16 protein-coding genes are annotated in these 13,964 nt (G+C 73.0%); 5 read left to right on the forward strand and 11 right to left on the reverse strand.

The window, feature by feature from the left end; all coding sequences use genetic code 11:
* The gene (locus AB0J55_RS05095; protein WP_364242948.1) at window positions 1-945 is read left to right on the forward strand and encodes a DUF58 domain-containing protein; all 945 of its coding nucleotides are present in this window, start codon (window positions 1-3) and stop codon (window positions 943-945) included.
* Window positions 942-1,922 carry a VWA domain-containing protein gene (locus AB0J55_RS05100; protein WP_364242951.1) on the forward strand — a complete coding sequence of 327 codons (981 nt, stop codon included), beginning with the start codon at window positions 942-944 and terminating at the stop codon, window positions 1,920-1,922. The genes AB0J55_RS05095 and AB0J55_RS05100 overlap by 4 nt, the downstream gene beginning before the upstream one ends.
* A 1-nt stretch (window position 1,923) precedes the next feature.
* On the opposite strand, the gene AB0J55_RS05105 is transcribed toward AB0J55_RS05100, so the two are convergent.
* The 7 genes from AB0J55_RS05105 to AB0J55_RS05135 are packed head-to-tail and all read right to left on the reverse strand — an operon-like array spanning window position 1,924 to window position 7,686.
* A complete protein-coding gene (locus AB0J55_RS05105) occupies window positions 1,924-2,433 on the reverse strand; it encodes a hypothetical protein (RefSeq protein ID WP_364242954.1) in 510 nt (169 codons plus the stop codon).
* Window positions 2,434-2,442: 9 nt separating this feature from the next.
* Window positions 2,443-2,898 (reverse strand): tRNA (cytidine(34)-2'-O)-methyltransferase, encoded by a 456-nt coding sequence (locus tag AB0J55_RS05110; protein WP_364242957.1) that lies wholly within the window; start codon window positions 2,896-2,898, stop codon window positions 2,443-2,445.
* A 4-nt stretch (window positions 2,899-2,902) separates the two neighbouring features.
* Window positions 2,903-3,325, reverse strand: coding sequence for a thioesterase family protein (locus AB0J55_RS05115; RefSeq protein WP_364242960.1), 423 nt, complete (start codon window positions 3,323-3,325; stop codon window positions 2,903-2,905).
* 17 nt (window positions 3,326-3,342) lie between these two features.
* On the reverse strand, window positions 3,343-4,287 hold the full coding sequence (locus tag AB0J55_RS05120; protein WP_364242963.1) for a TAXI family TRAP transporter solute-binding subunit: 945 nt from the start codon (window positions 4,285-4,287) through the stop codon (window positions 3,343-3,345).
* Window positions 4,284-5,678, reverse strand: a complete 1,395-nt coding sequence (locus AB0J55_RS05125) for a HAMP domain-containing sensor histidine kinase (RefSeq protein ID WP_364242966.1) — start codon at window positions 5,676-5,678, stop codon at window positions 4,284-4,286. Before AB0J55_RS05125 ends, AB0J55_RS05120 begins: the two co-directional genes overlap by 4 nt.
* Window positions 5,679-5,684: 6 nt before the next feature.
* Window positions 5,685-6,353 (reverse strand): response regulator transcription factor, encoded by a 669-nt coding sequence (locus AB0J55_RS05130; protein ID WP_364242969.1) that lies wholly within the window; start codon window positions 6,351-6,353, stop codon window positions 5,685-5,687.
* Between the two features lie 7 nt (window positions 6,354-6,360).
* Window positions 6,361-7,686, reverse strand: coding sequence for an MFS transporter (locus AB0J55_RS05135; protein ID WP_364242972.1), 1,326 nt, complete (start codon window positions 7,684-7,686; stop codon window positions 6,361-6,363).
* Between the two features lie 180 nt (window positions 7,687-7,866).
* Here AB0J55_RS05135 and AB0J55_RS05140 point away from each other — a divergent pair, with 180 nt between their 5' ends.
* Together AB0J55_RS05140 and fabI are read left to right on the forward strand one after the other, a co-directional pair.
* Complete coding sequence (locus tag AB0J55_RS05140; protein ID WP_364242975.1) at window positions 7,867-8,571, forward strand: beta-ketoacyl-ACP reductase; 705 nt, start codon at window positions 7,867-7,869, stop codon at window positions 8,569-8,571.
* 34 nt (window positions 8,572-8,605) lie between these two features.
* A complete protein-coding gene (gene fabI, locus AB0J55_RS05145) occupies window positions 8,606-9,373 on the forward strand; it encodes an enoyl-ACP reductase FabI (RefSeq protein ID WP_364242978.1) in 768 nt (255 codons plus the stop codon).
* A 3-nt stretch (window positions 9,374-9,376) separates the two neighbouring features.
* Here the strand turns inward: fabI and AB0J55_RS05150 are convergent, their stop codons facing one another.
* Window positions 9,377-10,537, reverse strand: a complete 1,161-nt coding sequence (locus AB0J55_RS05150) for a Cmx/CmrA family chloramphenicol efflux MFS transporter (protein WP_364242981.1) — start codon at window positions 10,535-10,537, stop codon at window positions 9,377-9,379.
* Between the two features lie 69 nt (window positions 10,538-10,606).
* Window positions 10,607-11,188, reverse strand: a complete 582-nt coding sequence (locus AB0J55_RS05155) for a TetR/AcrR family transcriptional regulator (protein WP_364242984.1) — start codon at window positions 11,186-11,188, stop codon at window positions 10,607-10,609.
* 86 nt (window positions 11,189-11,274) lie between these two features.
* Here AB0J55_RS05155 and AB0J55_RS05160 point away from each other — a divergent pair, with 86 nt between their 5' ends.
* Window positions 11,275-12,318: a ferrochelatase gene (locus AB0J55_RS05160; protein WP_364242987.1), complete on the forward strand. Its 1,044-nt coding sequence runs from the start codon at window positions 11,275-11,277 to the stop codon at window positions 12,316-12,318.
* On the opposite strand, the gene AB0J55_RS05165 is transcribed toward AB0J55_RS05160, so the two are convergent.
* Together AB0J55_RS05165 and AB0J55_RS05170 are read right to left on the reverse strand one after the other, a co-directional pair.
* The gene (locus AB0J55_RS05165) at window positions 12,315-13,073 is read right to left on the reverse strand and encodes a methyltransferase domain-containing protein (protein ID WP_364242990.1); all 759 of its coding nucleotides are present in this window, start codon (window positions 13,071-13,073) and stop codon (window positions 12,315-12,317) included. The two genes, AB0J55_RS05160 and AB0J55_RS05165, sit on opposite strands and share 4 nt — an antisense overlap.
* A gap of 3 nt (window positions 13,074-13,076) precedes the next feature.
* Window positions 13,077-13,874: a hypothetical protein gene (locus tag AB0J55_RS05170; RefSeq protein ID WP_364242993.1), complete on the reverse strand. Its 798-nt coding sequence runs from the start codon at window positions 13,872-13,874 to the stop codon at window positions 13,077-13,079.
* Between the last annotated feature and the right edge of the window lie 90 nt (window positions 13,875-13,964).

A 13,964-nucleotide genomic window follows, 5' to 3' on the forward strand; every position in this document is an offset into this window, starting at 1 on the left:
ATGGCGAAGAACGAGAAGGGCGCACGCCCTTCGTGGGCGCCCCCGGTGCTGCGGGGCGACCGCCTGGAAGCCGGGCTCCGCACCCTGGAGCTCGACGTCCGCCGCCGGCTCGACGGCCTGCTGCAGGGCAACCACCTCGGCCTGGTGCCGGGGCCGGGGTCCGAGCCCGGCGAAGCCCGCCCGTACCAGCCCGGCGACGACGTGCGCCGGATGGACTGGGCGGTCACCGCCCGCACCACGACCCCGCACATCCGCGAGACCGTGGCCGACCGCGAACTGGAGACGTGGATCGTCGCCGACCTGTCGGCCAGCCTCGACTTCGGGACCGCGCTGTGCGAGAAGCGCGACCTGGTGGTCTGCGCGGTCGCCGCGGTCGCGCACCTCACCGGAGGTGGCGGCAACCGGATCGGCGCGCTGATCTCCACCGGCGCCGACACCGCGCGCATCCCGGCGCGCGGCGGCCTGGCACACGCCCGCGGGCTGGTGCGCAAGCTCGCCGAGACCCCGCGCGCGGCGGAGGGCACCCGTGGTGACTTCGCCGCGGCCCTCGAGGCCCTGCGCCGTCCGCCGCGCCGGCGTGGCCTGGCCGTGGTGATCTCCGACTTCCTGGGTGACACGTCCTGGGAGCGGCCGCTGCGGGCGCTGGGCGGGCGCCACGAACTGATCGCGATCGAAGTCCTCGACCCGCGCGACGTCGACCTGCCCGAGGTGGGCACCGTCGTGCTGGCCGACCCGGAGACAGGGAAACAGCGCGAAGTGCACGCTTCGGCCTTGCTGCGCAAGGAGTTCGGGGCCGCGGCCCACGCCCACCGGCAGAAGGTGGCGGCCGGCCTGCGGCGCGCGGGTGCGGCCCACCTGACGCTGCGCACGGACGCCGACTGGATCGCCGACATGGTGCGGTTCGTCGTCGCCCGCAAGCGCCGCTGGTCGGGGGGTGTGGCGTGAGTTTGACGGGGTTCGCCTCGCCGTGGTGGTTCCTGCTGCTGATCGCGGTGGCCGCGGTGGCGATCGGGTACGTGCTCGCCCAGCGGGCGCGCCGGAAGCGGACCATGCGGTTCGCGAACCTGGAGCTGCTGGAGAAGGTCGCGCCGAAGAGCCAGGGCTGGGTCCGGCACCTGCCCGCGGTGCTCATCGTGCTGTCGCTGCTGCTGCTCACGGTGTCGCTGGCCGGGCCGACCGCCGAGCAGAAGGTGCCGCGCAACCGGGCGACGGTGATGCTGGTGATCGACGTGTCGCTGTCGATGGAAGCCACCGACGTCGCCCCGACGCGGCTGCAGGCGGCCCAGGAAGCGGCCACGAGCTTCGCCCGGAACATGACACCGGGGATCAACCTGGGGCTGATTTCGTTCGCGGGCACGGCGACGGTGCTGGTCAACCCGACCACCGACCGCAACGGCGTGATCAAGGCGATCGAAAACCTGAAGCTGGCCCAGTCGACGGCGACCGGGGAGGGCATCTTCGCGGCCCTGCAGTCGGTGGAGAGCTTCTCCAGCGTCGTCGGGGGCGCCGACGGGCCGCCGCCGGCGCGAATCGTGCTGATGTCCGACGGCAAGCAGACGGTCCCGGAGGACCTGTACGCGGCGCGGGGCGGGTACACCGCGGCGCAGGCGGCGAAGCAGGCCGGGGTGCCGATCTCGTCGATCTCCTTCGGCACCACCCACGGTTCGGTCACCATCGACGACAAGCAGCAGCCGGTGAGCGTGGACGACGAGTCCCTGCGCGAGATCGCCCGGCTCTCGGGCGGCGACTTCTACAAGGCGGCGAGCGCCGAAGAGCTCAAGAAGGTCTACGCGGACCTCGGCGAGCAGATCGGCTACGAGCTCAAGGACGCCGACGCCAGCAAGCCGTGGGTCGTGGTGGGCACGCTGATCCTCATGCTGGGCGCGGTGGCCAGCCTTTTCTTCGGGCAGAGATTGCCGTGACTCAGGCTCGGCGGACGCCGTACAGGCTTCCGCCGAGCAGGGTCACCCCGGAGAGCACGCCGCTGACGAACGGCACCCACGCGGCGGCGGTCCCGAGCAGGGCGAGTCCGATGACGCCGAGCGCGGTCAGGACCACACCGACCACGAGGATCGACCGGGTCTTCCACGCCGAGGCGAGCGCGACGAAGTGGAGCCCGACGATGGTGGCGATCCAGGCGACGTTGGCCTGGACCGGCGCGTCGAGCAGGCTCAGCACGAAGAACCCGGCGACGAGCAGCACGACCTCGCCGACGACGATGACGCGGTAGCTCGGCCCGAACACCGGCCGGTCGTCGAGCGTCGGCCGCCCGCCCGCGCGGAGGCCGAGGACGACGACTGCCGCGAGCGCGACGACCGCGAGGGCGCGCAGCACCCAGCCGAGCGCGGCGGGGAGCGGGGCACCGGAGTTGACGAGGACGAACACCGTGCCGAACGCAGCGCCGATGAGCACCCCCAGGAACTGCTGTCGCATCCGGCGAACCTACCGGAAGCCGTTCTGGCGCCAGGCTTCGTAGACCGTGATGGCCGCGGTGTTGGCCAGGTTCAGCGACCGGCTCGTCGGCAGCATCGGCAGCCGCACGCGGTCGGTCACCTCCGGTGCCTCCTGGACCTCGGCGGGCAGTCCCACCGACTCCGGCCCGAACATCAGCACGTCGCCCGGCGTGTACTCGACATCCGTGTAGAGCCGGGTCGCCGACGCGCTGAACGCGTACACCTTCGCCGGCAGCAGCACTTCCCAGGCCGCGGCCAGCGAAGCGTGGACGTGGACGCGGGCCAGGTCGTGGTAGTCCAGCCCGGCGCGGCGGAGCTGCTTGTCCTCCAACGTGAAGCCGAGCGGTTCGACCAGGTGCAGCTCGCAGCCGGTGTTGGCGGCCAGGCGGATCGCGTTGCCGGTGTTGGGCGGGATTTCCGGGTGGTAGAAGAGAACGCGGAACACGGGCTCAGTCCCCGAGCAGGCCCGCGTACACCTTGCGGACGGCGTCGGGCGGCGGGGCGGGCCGCAGGGTGGCCGGGTCGATGAAGACGTACCGGACGTTCGCCGTCAGCAGGAGCGTCCCGTCGCGGTGGATCTCGAAGTCGAAGACCAGCGACGTGGTGCCGAGGTGGGTCAGGTACTGCGAGACGACCAGTTCCTCGTCGTACCGGGCCGGTGCGCGGAACTTGAGGTTCGCCTCCGCGACGACGACGTCGGTGCGGTGCGCGAGGAACTCGTCGTGCGAGCCGAAAAGCGCCTTCTCCGCCTCGAAGGCGCACATGTCCACATAGGCCATGTAGTGGGCGTTGAAGACGATGCCCTGGCCGTCGCATTCGTGGTAGCGCACGCGCAACGGCATTTCGACGAGCGGGCGGCGGGGTTCGGTCACACCCGCCAATCTAGCGCTCAGCCGTGCAGCGCCCGGTACGCGGCCGCCGCGCCGGGCTGCAGGGGGACCGGTTCCGTGCCGATCAGCGTCCGCACGTCCAGGAACTGCGTGCCGACGGCCTCCGCGGGCACCAGCGCCGTGGCGCGTTCCACGAGCAGCCGGACCACCGCCGCGGCGACGTCGTCCGGCAGGGAAGGGGCGCACACCAGCAGGTTCGCGACGCCGATCGTGCCGAGAGCGCCGACGCCGCGGTAGGCCCCGTCGGGGACCTGGACCTGGTCGTACACCGGCCCGTACGCCGCCCGCAGGGCCGGCACCACGGTGTCAAGGGGCAGCAGCGCGATCGGCGTGGTCCGGGTGAGGTCCGCGAGCTTCGGCGTGGGCACCCCGCCCGACCACAGCATCGCGTCGATCCGCCGGCCGGCCAAGGCCCGGACCGCGTCGTCGAACAGCAGGTGCCGGGCATCCACCGGGACGCCCGCCTTCGCGAACACGCGCTCGCCGAGCTGGGCCGCGCCGGAGCCGCTCGCGCCCAGCGACACCGGCCGCCCGGCCAGGTCGGCGCACCGGCGCACCGGCCCGTCGGCCCGGACCACGAGCTGCAGGTAGTTCTCGTAGACGCGGCCGAGCGCGAGCAGCGGCACCTTCCCGGCGAACGGCGCGTCGCCGCGCACCGCCGTCTGGGCGACGTCGGCGAGCACCAGCCCGAGGTCGGCCCGGCCGCGCCGCACCAGCTCGACGTTGGCGACACTCGCCTCGGTCGGGACCGCGGTGGCGTGCAGCCGCGGCTCGGCGCGGCTCAGCTCGGCCGCCAGCAGCTCCGCGAAGGCCAGGTAGAAACCGCCGCGCTCGCCCGCGGCGATGGTGATGTCCCGTTCGGGGCCGTCGTAGCCCCGGGCCGAACACCCGGCCAGGGCGAGGCCGAGGCCGCCGAGCAGGGCCGTGCGGCGGGTGAGCGTCATCCGGGCACCTCCTGCACCGGCAGTGTCACGCGGGCTTCGAGGCCGTGCGGGTGCGCCTGCCGCAGTTCGAGGACCCCGCCGCGGGTGCGGACCTGCTGGTGCGCGATGGCCAGGCCCAGACCGGTGCCGCGAGGGGCGCCTTCGCCGCCCGCGCGCCAGAACCGCTCGGTCGCCCGCGCACGGTCCGCAGTGGACAGTCCCGGCCCGTCGTCGGCGACGATCAGCGTGGCGGTGGAAGGGCCGGTCTCCCAGTGGGTGGTGATCGTCGCGCCGCGGCCGGCGTAGTGGACGGCGTTGTCGAGCAGGACGTCGAGGATCTGCGCGAGCTCGCCCTCGGGGCAGCGCACGGTGACCGGCTCCTCGTGGCCCGGCGGGGGCACGATCGCCGCACCGGCGTCTTCGGCGGCCGGGCGCCAGGCGTCGACGCGCTCGGCCAGCACCGACGCCAGGTCGCACGCCGCGTCCGTGCCCCCGGCCGCCACCCGGGTCGCGGTGCTCTCGGCCAGGGCGAGCGCCAGCAGGCCGTCGAGGAGCTTCTCGAGGCGTTCCACCTCGGCGACGGTGGCGCGGTACGCGCTGTCGTCGCCTTCGATGCGCCCGGCGAGGGAATCGACGCGCAGCCGCAGCGCGGCCATCGGGTTCCGGAGCTGGTGTGAGGCGTCGGCGACCAGCCGGTGCTGCTGCTCGGCGGCTTCGAGGACGGCTTCGGACATCCGGTTGACCTCGGCGGCCAGCGACCGCAGCTCGCGCGGCCCGGCACGCTCCGGGACGTGCGCGCGGTGCCCGGCGGCCACGGCCAGCACGCCGGTCTCCAGCTCGTGCAGCGGCCGCACCATCCACCGCGCCAGCACCACGGCGAGCAGCACGAACACCACCGCGACCAGCAGCGCCCCGGCGCCGATGGTGCTCCAGCGGGTGGCGACGTCCGCGGCCGCCGCCGTCACGGACGCACGCAGCACGACCACGCCCGACACGCGGGTGCCGGTGCCGACCGGGCGCGCGAAGTAGGCCGGTTCGGCCGACCACGGCGAGAGCCCGTCCACGCGCGGGGCCGGTTCGTTGCGCATGGCCGCCTCGACCAGGGTGTGCACTGCCGGGTCGGCCGCGGTCAGCCCGCCCGCCTGCACCAGCGGGACGCGCCGGGCGTCGACGATGACGACGCCTTCGCCGTACAGCTCGGCGTAGCGGGCCGCGTCGGCGGCGAGCGCGGCCGGGTCGCGGGTGTCGACGGCCTGCTGGGCCAGCACGACGAACCGGTCGACGTCGGCGGTGCGGGAGATGACCAGCTGCTGCGTGCGCTGCTCCGCCGTCGAAGCGAGCAGCGGCACGGCGAACGCGGCGACCACCGCGAGGGCGAGGGCGACCAGGACCACCAGCAGCCGGGTGCGCACGGCGGGTCAGTCCCGGCCGAGGCGGTAGCCGAAGCCGCGGATGGTGGTGAGCAGCCCCGGCCGGTCGAGCTTGGCGCGCAGCCCGGTCAGGTGGACGTCGAGCGACCGCGACACCGCGAGGTAGGCGTCGCCCCAGACCTCGTCCATGAGCTGCTGGCGGCTGACGGCGGTGCCGGGGCGGGCGGCGAGCACGGCCAGGATTTCGAACTCCTTGGTGGTCAGCGCGATGTCGTGCCCGGCGACCAGCACCCGGCGGGCACCGAGGTCGATCTCGACGTCTTCGACACGCACGACGTCGTCCGCGGGGGCGGTGCGGGCCACCGCGCGCCGCACGACGGCGTCCATCCGGGCCAGCAGCTCGGCCAGCCGGACCGGCTTGGTGAGGTAGTCGTCCGCGCCGAGCCGCAGCCCGCGCACCACCGAGCGTTCGTCGCCGCGGGCGGTCAGCACGATCACCGGGACCGGCGAGACGGCCCGGATCTTGCGCAGGACGTCCAGGCCGTCGAGGTCGGGCAGGCCCAGGTCCAGCAGGACGAGGTCGGCGGCGCGGTGGTGGTGCAGGGCGTCGGCCCCGCGGGCGACGCTGGTGACGGGGTGACCGCGCGCGTGCAGCGACTCGGCGAGCGCGCCGGCGACACCCGCGTCGTCTTCGACGAGGAGCACGCGCACGGCCATCCCCTTGTCAGTGTTCGTCTTCGCTGCGCTCTTCGAGCTCGGAGGTCTTCGAGGTTTCCCGCATTGTGCCGTAGACGATCAGGGAGACCAGGACACAGCCCGCGACGTACCAGAAGAACACCGTCTCGTGCCCCGCGCTCTTCAGCGCCTGCGCGATGAGCTCGGCGGTGCCGCCGAAGATCGCCACGGTCAGCGCGTACGGCAGCCCGACGCCGAGCGCGCGGATCTTCGTCGGGAACAGCTCGGCCTTCACGATCGCGTTGATCGAGGTGTACCCGGCGACGATGACGAGGCCGGCCAGCACCAGGAAGAACGCGCCGACGGGGTTGCGGGTCGAACCCATCACCGTCATCAGCGGGACGGTCAGCAGGGTGCCGCCGATGCCGAAGAACAGCAGCAGCGGGCGGCGGCCGATCCGGTCGGACAGGCGCCCGAACACCGGCTGCAGGACCGCCGCGACGAGGATCGCGCAGAACAGCACGATGGTGACCTGCCGCCGCGGCACGTGCGCGGTGTTCTCCAGGAACTTCTGGCTGTAGGTGGCGAAGGTGTAGAAGCCGACCGTGCCGCCGAGGGTCAGGCCGACGACGAGGGCGATCTCCTTGGGGTACTTGGCGAGCGTGCGCAGGGTGCCGCGGTCGCCCTGGGTGTCCGCGGCCTCGCGCCGGTAGCTCTCGGACTCGTCCATGCCGCGCCGCAGCCACATCACGGTGAGCGCGGCGACCGTGCCGACGCCGAACGCGATCCGCCAGCCCCACGACGTCAGCTGCTGCTCGGTGAGCAGCGCCTGCAGGATCAGCTGGAGGCCCAGGGCGAGCAGCTGGCCGCCGTAGAGGGTCACGTACTGGAAGCTCGAGTAGAAGCCGCGCTTGCCGGGAGTGGCCACTTCGGACAGGTAGGTCGCCGAGGTGGAGTATTCGCCGCCGACCGACAGGCCCTGGATCAGCCGCGCGGTGAGCAGCAGGATCGGCGCGGCGATCCCGATCGTGTGATAGTTCGGCGTGACGGCGATGAGCAGCGAGCCGCCGGCCATGAGCGTGACCGAGAGCACCAGCGCCCGGCGGCGGCCGAACCGGTCGGCGAACCGGCCGAGCATCCACCCGCCCAGCGGCCGCATGAGGAACCCGACGGCGAACACCGCGGCGGACCCCAGGAACGCGGCGGTCGTGTCGGACGTCGGGAAGAACGACTTGGCGAAGTAGGTGGTGAACGCGGCGTAGGCGTACCAGTCGTACCACTCGATCAAGTTGCCGATGGAGCCGCGCAGCACGTTGCCGATCACGCGCTTTTCGCTGACGGTCCCCGCGGTCGCGGGACTGATCCGGGTTGTCATCGTCGACCTCCTGTGTTGCGACTCACGGTGACCAACCAGCGGGTAACCAGCAAGGTCGGGAGGCAGTTCCTAACACCGGCTTAGGACGGTCGCGGTGAGCCGGGCGCGGGTGCGCGACCCGCGGGCCCTGCCGATAACCTCGTGCGCGGCATCCGCGAACGGCGAGAAGAGGAGAGCACAGTGGGACGGTCGGTTCTGGTCACCGGGGGCAACCGGGGCATCGGTCTGGCGATCGCCCGGGACCTCGCCGAGCAGGGGCACCGGGTCGCCGTCACGCACCGTGGTTCGGGGGCGCCCGAAGGACTGTTCGGCGTGCAGGCCGACGTCACCGACACCGAGCAGGTCGACGCCGCCTTCAAGCTCGTCGAGGAGCACCAGGGCCCGGTCGAGGTGCTCGTCTCCAACGCCGGCCTGACCGACGACACGCTGCTGATGCGGATGAGCGACGAGCAGTTCGAACGCGTCCTGAACGCCAACCTCACCGGCGCCTTCCGCGTCGCCAAGCGCGCCTCCCGCGGCATGCTGCGTGGCAAGTGGGGCCGGTTCGTCTTCATCTCCTCGGTCGTCGGCCTCTCCGGCTCGGCCGGCCAGGCGAACTACGCGGCGTCCAAGGCCGGCCTGGTCGGGTTCGCCCGGTCGCTGGCCCGGGAGCTCGGCTCGCGCAACATCACCTCGAACGTCGTCGCGCCCGGGTTCGTGCACACCGACATGACCGACGAGCTGCCCGAGGCCCGCAAGAAGGAGATCCTCGCGCAGGTGCCCTCCGGCCGGTACGCCGAGCCGTCGGAGATCGCCGCCGCCGTGCGCTACCTGGCCTCCGACGAAGCCGGCTACGTCAACGGCGCGGTGCTGCCCGTCGACGGCGGCCTCGGCCTCGGCCACTGATTCCCGTTACCCAGAACCAAGACTTGGAGGACCCGTGCCCGGACTGCTCGAAGGCAAGCGCCTGCTGATCACCGGCATCATCACCGACGCTTCGCTCGCCTTCCACGCGGCCAAGATCGCGCAGCAGGAGGGCGCCAAGGTCGTGCTGACCGGCTTCGGCCGCATGTCGCTGGTCGAGCGCATCGCGAAGCGGCTGCCCGAAGAGGCGCCGGTGATCGAGCTGGACGTCACCAACTCCGAGCACCTCGACGGCCTCGCCGACAAGGTCCGCGAGCACGTCGACGGCCTCGACGGCGTGCTGCACTCGATCGGTTTCGCCCCGCAGACCTGCCTCGGCGCACCGTTCATGGACGCGCCCGCCGAGGACGTCAAGACCGCGATCGAGATCTCGACGTACTCGTACATGTCGCTGGCGAAGGCCTGCCTGCCGCTGATGGGCCGCGGTTCGTCCTACGTCGGCATGGACTTCGACGCGCGGGTCGCGTGGCCGGTCTACAACTGGATGGGCGTCGCGAAGGCCGGGCTCGAGTCGGTCAACCGGTACCTGGCCAAGGAACTCGGGCCGCAGGGCATCCGGGTCAACCTGGTCAGCGCGGGCCCGATGAAGACGATGGCCGCGAAGTCCATCCCGGGCTTCGTCGACCTGGAGGACGGCTGGGGCGAGCGCGCGCCGCTCGGCTGGGACAGCACGGACCCGGACCCGGTGGCGAAGAGCGTCTGCGCGGTGCTGTCGGACTGGCTCCCCGCCACCACCGGCTCGATGATCATGGTCGACGGCGGCGTCCACTTCCTGGGCGTCTGAGGCTCACACCGCGACCAGCTCACGGTCGTCGCTGCGCTGCACGGCGGCGGCGACCGTGAGCGCGGCCAGCGTGGCCACGCCGAGGGCGATGCCGGTCCAGGCCACGCTCGGGAAGCCGAAGCCGGCGTCGATCGCGACGCCGCCCAGCCACGGGCCGGCGGTGTTGCCGACGTTGAAGGCCGACGTCGTGCTGGCGCCGACGAGGGTGGGCGCGTCCCCGGCGGCCTGGAAGGCGCGGAGGTTCAGGGCCGGGTTGGCGCCGAACGCGGCCACGCCGAACACCATCACGGCCCCGACGGCCACCAGCGCGTCGGTGGTCAGCGCCAGCACCAGCAGCGCGGCCAGCGCGAGCGCGAGGCAGCCGTAGAGCGTGGCGAACGGCCGCCGGTCGGCCAGCCGGCCACCCGCGCTGATCCCGATCAGCGCGCCGACGCCGAACAGCGCGAGAACCCCCGGCACCCAGCCCTCGGCCAGCCCGTCGGTCTCGGTCAGCAGCGGGGCGAGGTAGCTGAACGCGGCGAAGATCATGGCCTGGCACAACGCGATCACCCCGAGCGCGAGCCAGACCCGGCCCCGGCGGTAGAGCCGCAGCTCACCGCGGACGCTCACCGCCTCGCCGGTCGTCTCCGGCACCAGCAGCGCCACCCCCGCCACCGCGACCAGCGTCACCACCGCCACCGCCCAGAACGCCGTCCGCCAGCCGGCGTGCTGGCCGAGGAACGTGCCGGCCGGGACCCCGGCGATGTTCGCCACGGTCAGGCCGCCGACGAGCACGGCCATCGCCCGCCCGCGCCGGTCCACCGGCACGAGCGCGATCGTCGTCGCCAGGGCGACGGCCCAGAACCCGGCGCAGGCGAGGGCCGCGATCACGCGCGTCGCGAAGAGGAGCGCGTAGCTCCCGGCGAGGGCGCCGACGACGTGCGTCACGGCGAACACGCCGAGCAGCGCCAGCAGGGTCCGGCGGCGGGGGAGCCGCAGGGTCCCGATCGCCAGCAGCGGCGCGCCGACCACCATGCCCACGGCGAACGCCGAGATCAGCAGTCCGGCGTCGGGGATGCTCACCTGCAGGTCGGCGGCCATGCCGGGGAGCAGGCCGGTGATCATGAACTCGGACGTGCCCAGCGCGAACACGCTGAGCCCGAGGACGAAGACGGCCAACGGCATGAGAGTCCCTCCTGGTTATGTATCGTTCAGTTCAAAATCAGGGCGTGCTTGATCCGGGCCGGGCGGTCCTCAGCGGGTGATGGCGGACAGCGCCAGGTCGGCGACCGCGTGCATGCTCTTGCGGCTGCTGCCCCGGCGGGCCATCACGCGCAGGCCCGAGGTGGTGCTGAGCAGGTATTCCGCCACGTCGGCGGGGTCGAGGCCGTCCCGGAGGCTGCCGTCGAGCACGCCCTCCCGGACGCACTGGGTGAACATGGTGAGATTCCGGTCGGTGTCGGCCCGCAGCGCGGCGCCCACCTCGTCGTCGGGTACCCCGAGTTCGGCCAGGGTGTTGACCACCAGGCAGCCGCGGCGGTGCTCTTCGAGGTCGTCCTCGATGGTGCTGCCGAGGACCGCGGCGAGCCGCTCGGCCGCGGTGCCCGGACCGTCGAGGATCGCCTGGCGCTTGTCCAGCTGGGTGCCGGTGTAGTGCGCCAGTGAACGCCCGAACAGGGCCCGCTTGCTGGTGAACGTGTTGTAGACGCTGCTGCGGCCGAGGCCGGTGGCCTCGCACAGGTCCTGCGTCGACGTCCCTTCGTAGCCGTGCTCCCAGAAGGCGTGCATCGCCTTCTCGACGGCGGTGGTCTCGTCGAACTCCCGTGGCCTGGGCATGGGAAGACCGTACCACAGTTTTGTACTGATCGATTCATAACGGGGCCGGGTCGGCGTGCGGGCGGCCACATCGGCAAGATGACGGGGTGGGATACGACGCGTTGCTGTGGCTTTCGTTCGGCGGTCCGGAAGGGCCCGACGACGTCATGCCGTTCCTCGAGAACGTCACCAAGGGCCGCGGGGTGCCGCGCGAGCGGCTCCTGGAAGTCGCCGAGCACTACCGGCACTTCGGCGGGGTCTCGCCGATCAACCGGCTGAACCGCGAGGCGATGGCGGCGGTGGAGAAGCAGCTCGCGGGCGCCGGCATGGAGCTGCCGGTGCACTTCGGCAACCGCAACTGGCACCCGATGGTCGAGGACACCCTGGCCGCGCTCACGGCGGAAGGCGCGAAGCGGGTTCTGGTGTTCCCCACGAGCGCGTACGGCGGCTACTCCGCGTGCCGCCAGTACGACGAGGACATCGAGCGCGCCCGCGCGGCGGTCGGCGACGGTGCCCCCGAGCTGGTGAAGATCCGCCAGTTCTTCGACCACCCGCTGTTCGTCTCGGCGGTCGCCGACGGCGTGCGCGCGGCCCACGCGTCGCTCGGGAACGAGCCCGGCATCCGCACGGTGTTCACGGCCCACTCGGTGCCGGACAGCGCCGACCGGGCCTCGGGTCCGCCGGCCGACGGCGGCCGCCGCTACTCGCGCCAGATCGCGGAGGCGGCCCGCCTGGTCGCGGCCGAGGCGGGGATCGCGGAGTACGACGTCGTCTGGCAGTCGCGGTCCGGGCCGCCGCAGGTGCCGTGGCTGGAACCGGACATCGTCGACCACATCGACACGCTGCACGAGGCCGGGGTGCCCGGGGTGGTCGTCTCGCCGATCGGGTTCGTGTCCGACCACCTCGAGGTCATCTGGGACCTGGACAACGAGGCCGCGGAACGCGCGGCCGAGCACGGAATGGCCTTCGCCCGTGCGGCGACCGCGGGGTCCGACCCGCGGTTCGCGGAGCTGGTGGTGGAGCTGATCCGCGAGCACACGCACGGCGTGGCGCCGCGGAAGCTGTCACCGTTCCCGTCGGCGGGGTGCACGGTCAACGGCGCTCCCTGCGCGGTCGGCTGCTGCGAACCGGCGAAGCGCCCGAGCCGTTAGGTCCGGCGCCCCACGAGGTGGAAGACGCGGCTGAGCCGGCGGTAGGGATCCCGACGGCCGGCTTCGAACTCGACGGCCGCGATGCGCTCGGCTTCGGCCGGGTCCGGGGCGGCGCCGCTGAGGTCGAGCCAGTCGACGAACAGCCAGACCCCGTACCACGCAAGGGGTTCCACCCCACGGCTGCGCAGTGACTCGCTGAGTTCCGCCACGGTGTCGGCGCGCGTCGGCAGGCCCAGCACGCCGATTTCGGTGCGGGCGTCGAAGGCGGCCAGGGCGTCCTCCCAGCGTCCTTCCAGCGCCGGGCGGACCGCGGCCGCGTCGGCGTTGCCCGTCATGATCGACACGAGACCGCCCGGCGCGGCGCACCGGCACAACTGGTCGAGCACGGGTTCCGGCCGCTCCAGGTACCCCAGCACGCCGTGGCACAGGACGGCGTCGAAGAGACGCCCCTCGACCGCGGCCACGGCGTCCGCGGCGCCGGCTTCCACGAACCTCACCGCGGCCGGGAGCCGCTGCCGGGCCTTGGCCAGCATCGCCGCCGAGGAGTCGAGCAGGGTGACGTCGTAGCCCGCCCGGGCCAGCGGGAGCGACTGGTGACCGGCCCCGCCGCCGACGTCCAGCACGGAGGCCGGCGCGGCAGGCAGGTGCTCCAGCAGCTGCCGGTGCATCACCGAGGTGCGCACGCGCCCCTTGGCCGACGCATAGGCTCCGTCGGCGAAATCGTCGGCCACCGCGGCCCAGGTGTCGTCCGGCACCGCTCAGCCTTCGCGGGCCGTCTGCTCCGCGAACACCCGCACCGCCTCGTTGACCGCCGCGCACCGGGCCGTCCGGACCGCGTCCGACAGCGGCCGCAGGGCCTGGGCCCGCAGGGTCGAAGCCGAAGCCGACAGGGCCCCGCCCGGCTCGTCCGTCGAGGCGATCACCAGGATCGCCGCGATCTCCTCGGCCCGCTGCAGGACCCGCAGGGCGCGCCCGGGCGTGCCGGCCGGCCAGTCGACCTCCGGCCGCGAACGCAGGTGGGCCGACAGCTCCGCGCGCACGCCGGGCCGGTCCGAGGCCACGTCGAGGGTCTGCAACGCCCCGGCGCTGGCCCGGATCGCGTCCGTCAGCCCGTGCTCGGCCTCGCCGAGCGCGACGTGCTCCGGCGCCGTCGGGGTGGCCAGCGAGTAGACCGTCCAGCGGACCAGTCCTTCGGCGATCGGCTCCGGCACCAGGCCGAACCCGAGGTCGGGCAGCACCAGCGCGTCGCCCGCGCGCAAGGCCGCTTCGGTGAACGGGCCACCGCCGCCCAGGCCGCGGACGTCGCCCGGGACCGGGAGCACCAGCTGCAGCGATTTCGCTCCTTGCGAACGCAGCGCCATCAGCAGCTGCACCGGCGTGGCCGCCCGGTTGAACGCCAGCGGCAGCGCGAACGCCTCGGCCGCGGCCGCGTCGGCGGCCACGACGTCATGGGCCTCACCCCACGCGAGCAGGGCATCGAGGACATCGTCGGACGCGGCGGCCCCGTTGAGCCACGCGCTCGACCAGACGGCGAAAGTCGCACTGGGACGGCACACGACGCCCTATTTTACCGGGCGGGCGGACACCACAGCAGTGCGCCCACGCTGGAGCCGCTCCACGTCGACGCACCGCCGATCCCGCAGTAG

This window comes from Amycolatopsis sp. NPDC049688, assembly GCF_040674975.1.
Classification (GTDB): Bacteria; Actinomycetota; Actinomycetes; order Mycobacteriales; family Pseudonocardiaceae; genus Amycolatopsis.

Excerpts from the sequence above, each read along its gene's own strand:
- AB0J55_RS05130 (WP_364242969.1), bottom strand. The coding sequence starts at position 6,353 with ATGGCCGTGCGCGTGCTCCTCGTCGAAGACGACGCGGGTGTCGCCGGC.
- AB0J55_RS05135 (WP_364242972.1), bottom strand. The coding sequence starts at position 7,686 with ATGACAACCCGGATCAGTCCCGCGACCGCGGGGACCGTCAGCGAAAAG.
- AB0J55_RS05120 (WP_364242963.1), bottom strand. The coding sequence starts at position 4,287 with ATGACGCTCACCCGCCGCACGGCCCTGCTCGGCGGCCTCGGCCTCGCC.
- AB0J55_RS05095 (WP_364242948.1), top strand. The coding sequence starts at position 1 with ATGGCGAAGAACGAGAAGGGCGCACGCCCTTCGTGGGCGCCCCCGGTG.
- AB0J55_RS05105 (WP_364242954.1), bottom strand. The coding sequence starts at position 2,433 with ATGCGACAGCAGTTCCTGGGGGTGCTCATCGGCGCTGCGTTCGGCACG.
- AB0J55_RS05150 (WP_364242981.1), bottom strand. The coding sequence starts at position 10,537 with ATGCCGTTGGCCGTCTTCGTCCTCGGGCTCAGCGTGTTCGCGCTGGGC.
- AB0J55_RS05155 (WP_364242984.1), bottom strand. The coding sequence starts at position 11,188 with ATGCCCAGGCCACGGGAGTTCGACGAGACCACCGCCGTCGAGAAGGCG.